Origin of the sequence: Bacillus cereus group sp. BfR-BA-01381, from assembly GCF_022663555.1 — a bacterium.
Taxonomy (GTDB): Bacteria; Bacillota; Bacilli; order Bacillales; family Bacillaceae_G; genus Bacillus_A; species Bacillus_A pacificus.
In genome coordinates, this window is sequence record NZ_JAKUFR010000281.1 from 1 (window position 1) to 280 (window position 280).

A 280-nucleotide genomic window follows, 5' to 3' on the forward strand; every position below is an offset into this window, starting at 1 on the left:
CCGCCATGATTTCTGGTGCCGACTAGAGGACTTGAACCCCCAACCTACTGATTACAAGTCAGTTGCTCTACCAATTGAGCTAAGTCGGCTAAATGGTGGAGGATGACGGGATCGAACCGCCGACCCCCTGCTTGTAAGGCAGGTGCTCTCCCAGCTGAGCTAATCCTCCATTGCCTGGCAACGTCCTACTCTCACAGGGACAAGGTCCCAACTACCATCGGCGCTAGAGAGCTTAACTTCCGTGTTCGGTATGGGAACGGGTGTGACCTCTCTGCCATCA

2 tRNA genes and 1 rRNA gene are annotated in these 280 nt (G+C 54.6%); all 3 read right to left on the minus strand.

Annotation, left to right across the window (positions count from 1 at the left end):
- Positions 1-13 precede the first annotated feature (13 nt).
- Positions 14-89 (minus strand) — tRNA-Thr (locus MR079_RS28680).
- A 4-nt stretch (positions 90-93) separates the two neighbouring features.
- Positions 94-169, minus strand: a tRNA-Val gene (locus MR079_RS28685).
- Between the two features lie 3 nt (positions 170-172).
- Positions 173-280, minus strand: a 5S ribosomal RNA gene (rrf, locus tag MR079_RS28690); the annotation flags it as partial.